This window comes from uncultured Rothia sp., assembly GCF_916049665.1.
GTDB lineage: Bacteria > Actinomycetota > Actinomycetes > Actinomycetales > Micrococcaceae > Rothia.
On sequence record NZ_CAJZIE010000106.1, the window covers coordinates 1 to 3,719 of the forward strand.

The following is a 3,719-nucleotide window of genomic DNA, read 5'->3' on the forward strand; positions in this document are numbered from 1 at the left end:
CGGCGTATCAAAACAAATGTTCAGGTGCACCGGGCCAATCGGCTCAGCCGACTGCTTGCGCCAGTGTTCGGCGCTACGACCGGTCAGCGCGTTCAAGCAAGCCGCAAAAGCCTGAGTCTGCTCGCCCTCAACTTGCTCCGGGTAGGAGGTCAAATCAGCTTCAGCGCGCACAAAAGGATGGAAGAAACTCGCCTGGCGGGTCGTCTGATTCACGCCGCTACCGCGCAGACGCTCCGGGCGGTCAGCGCTCAGCACCGCCAAGGGCACGCCAGCGTGGTACGCCTCCATGACGGTGGGCATGTACTCGCCCAGAGCCGTACCGGAGGTGCACACCAGACCCACCGGCTGACCGGACGCCTTCGCAATGCCCAGGGCGGTAAAGGCTGCACTTCGCTCGTCCACACGCACGTGCGCAATGAGTGCGCCGGCTTCAGCGGCGGCGGCAATAGCGTACGCAAGAGGTGCACTGCGGGATCCCGGAGACACGACAACATGCCGCATACCGGCACGAATCAGCGAATCGAGCACGGATACTGCGGTGAGCATGGCGGGGGTTGAGCGGTTTTCAGTCACCGTACCATTCTAATGCCGCGGGCTTTTTCCTTCAGTTTTGGTTACCCTTCACGACCTCATCGTTACAGCGCTAACCGTTACAGATCAGCGGCGCGTTCCAGAACGCGGTAGCAGGCGGTGACGCGTTCCACCCACCATTGGTGGGTCTGCTCATCGGTGGCAAGACGCGCCAGGCGCTGCGGGCTGGGGGTGATGGCGCGCAGGTCCATGAACCCGTCGCGGGCGATGAGCGGCTCGTCGGTGACGTCTTCAGCCATGAGGGAGACCGTGCCCAGACCGCACCCGTACCTCAGGGTCGGCAGGGAAGCCGCCAGGGATGCACCGGTGGCGATGCCCACCGAAGACTCCAGCGCAGAAGAAACCACCGCCGGTAGCTGCGCCTGCTCCACCAGCGCGAGCGCACGGCGTACACCGCCCAGAGGCGCCGCCTTAATAACCATCAGATCAGCGGCGTTCGCGCGCGCCACCTTGAGCGGGTCTTCCGCCTTGCGGATCGACTCGTCCGCGGCAATGCGGGCGGGCAGACCCTCCTTGGCGATAGCAAAGCGGAGCGCCGCCATATCCTCAATGGTTGCCACCGGCTGCTCAGCGTAAATAATGCCGTACTCGCAGAGCTTACGCAGTGCCTCAAGGGCACCGGCGAGGGTGTAGCCCATGTTCGCGTCCACCTTCAGACGCGCATTCGGGAGCGCTTTTCGCGCCGCCGCCACGCGGGCAACGTCATCGGCGAGGCTCTGACCCTTCTCAGCCACCTTAATTTTGAGTTCCTGAATCTCGCCCTCGTACTTGGCGAGCACCTCCGGCACACGCTCGGCGGGCACCGCGGGCAGGGTCGCGTTCAGCGGGATGCGCGTACGCACCGGTTCAGGGGCGGGTAGCCACGCCGCCTCCAGCGCGCAGGCGAGCCACGCGGCAGACTCCTGGGCACCGTACTCGAGGAAGGGTGCGAACTCGCCCCAGCCGTGCGGGCCGCAAATCAGCGCGCTCTGGCGGCTATTGACCCCGCGGAAGGTCACGGTCATCGGAATTTCGACCGTGAAAAGGTTCTCCAGAACCTCCTGCAGGGGCGGCAGGGGAGTGTTTGTGAGGCGAAAACCGTAGCCGAGAGGCGGCACGCTCATGCTGGTATTCAAGGTATCTGCCCTTCTTTGATGCGCTATGAGCTCACCATAGCATTCCGCTCTGATGCGGGTGCGCTCGCAACCCGTTTCGCATTCTCTGGAAACTCTCAGGTTGTGGTCGAAAAAACTTTAGTTTTTCATAGCTTAACCTGGAATAGTAGATAGTTATTCGCCCGATGACTCGAACGGTGTTACGCGCGATGCGGCAGCTTGGGGGCTGTCGCTTTGACAGCGGACATCGGCGGGCTCGGGGATATCTAACAGACATGAGGGCAAGAAGGTACGAAGGGTTATGAAGAAGAAAACACCGGCAAATACATCGGGTTCAGGAAACTCCGGTTGGGAGAGCTCCGAAAATCTCGATGCTACCAGTGTGCTTCACCCCGCTGACGTGCATGCAGCCGCCGCTGATAACGCGCCGACTACGGTATTTTCCTCTGATGAGACTACGGTTCTCTCCGATTATCAGGACGCTACCCAGGTGCTCAACGCCCACGAAACGGCTACCCATGCCGCTGCGCAGAGTGATGACCGTACGAAAGTTTTGACGGATTACGATTCTTCGCAGGCTAACGAAACCGCGCCTGCAGGTTCTATAAATACCGGATTGACGAACGCTGAATCCGCGAATACTGAGGTTATTTCTTCGCACCCCGACACCTCAGAGGTTATTGGCGCGACTCGTCCTTTGCCGCGCGCTTACCGTGCCCCCATTAAGATTCCTGAGACGATTCCCTCGCCGCAGGAACGCGCCTCTCAGGGGAACTACAGCGCGGATGAACCGATGCAGGCTACGCGCCGTCTGGACCCACCGAAGCCTCCGGTGAGCGGTTTCCCGCTGAACAATCAGATGGGTGCTTCCCCAATGGGTGCGCCTCAGATGGGTGCTCAACAGCCTCTTCCCACGCGTGCGATGCCTCCGCAGCCGGTGGCTTATCCTCCCGAGGCGTATCCTGCCGCCGCCTACCCGAACGGTGCGTATGTTCAGACCGGTCAGGTTCCCGTGGATGCTTCGGGCCGCCCGGTGAATCGTCCCGGCGAAGAGCAGGGGCACCATCTTCCGAGTACCGGTATTTTGATGCGTCACGTGATGGCGTTGCTGTTCTTGGGTCTGTCTCTCTACGGCGCGTTCGTGTTCTTCATTTACACGGCGACCGGCCAGCAGGTGGATGAGCAGGCGTACACCGAGTACGCGCACCAGTTCAAGAGCTACCGCGGCCCGACCCTGACCGCCCTGGATTCTTTGCCCACGATTGTTGGCGTGATTGCGGTGCTGGGTCTGGTTGCGGTGCTGATTTGGAAGCACCGGTTCCTGCCCTCGCTGATTGGCGTGCTAGTTGGGGCTGCGGCGGTGACGAGCACGTACCTGCTCAAGCACTACCTGATCGTGAAGCCCGACCTGGGTGTTCAGGAGGCGCTGAGCAACTCGGCGCCCAGTGGCCACACGACCTTCGCGGCGGCGGCTGGCGCGGCGCTCTTCCTGGCGGCGCCTCGTTTTTTGCGGCCCACGGTGGCTCTCTGCGCGGCGTTGGCGACCTGCCTGACGGGTGCCTCCACGATTATTAACGGTTGGCATCGCCCGGCGGATGTGGTGACCGCTATTCTGGTCACCGCCATCTGGACGGTCGTGGGTATGGGCGTGTTGCGTTATGTGCGTCCGGCAGATTTTGCGGTGCCGGCGCGCGGTGGTTTGGTGTTGGTGCCGTTGATGACGATTGCGACGCTATTCCTGTCGTTCTGCGCGGTCATCCTGTATCTGATTGCGATTTTTGCACCGATTCCCGGTGGTGCTTTTACCGCGGCGACCTGCATGATTATTGCGGTGAGCTTTGGTACGACGGCGTTGATGGTGAACCTATTGCGTCCGCGTAATAGCAATCGCTCCGCCTATTCGAAGGTGTGGAGTTATCAGTAGATGTTGTTCCCCTCCCTGCTCGGGGTGTTTTAGCTCGGTGTGAGTTGAGGTATTGTCCTGTTGCGGGGAGGGGAATACAATATAAGTAATTTAGTATTTTTAATACCAAT

At 60.8% G+C, this 3,719-nt stretch carries 3 protein-coding genes; 1 reads left to right on the forward strand and 2 read right to left on the reverse strand.

Going from position 1 to position 3,719, the window contains the following annotated elements; translation table 11 throughout:
- A partial coding sequence (locus tag QZ540_RS08175; protein ID WP_294629108.1) for a thiamine pyrophosphate-binding protein occupies window positions 1–546 on the reverse strand: 546 nt, incomplete at its 3' end.
- A gap of 104 nt (window positions 547–650) precedes the next feature.
- Window positions 651–1,694, reverse strand: a complete 1,044-nt coding sequence (locus QZ540_RS08180) for an o-succinylbenzoate synthase (protein ID WP_294629104.1) — start codon at window positions 1,692–1,694, stop codon at window positions 651–653.
- A 292-nt stretch (window positions 1,695–1,986) separates the two neighbouring features.
- On the opposite strand from QZ540_RS08180, the gene QZ540_RS08185 reads away from it, so the two are divergent.
- Window positions 1,987–3,609, forward strand: a complete 1,623-nt coding sequence (locus QZ540_RS08185) for a phosphatase PAP2 family protein (protein ID WP_294629106.1) — start codon at window positions 1,987–1,989, stop codon at window positions 3,607–3,609.
- The last annotated feature ends 110 nt before the right edge of the window (window positions 3,610–3,719 follow it).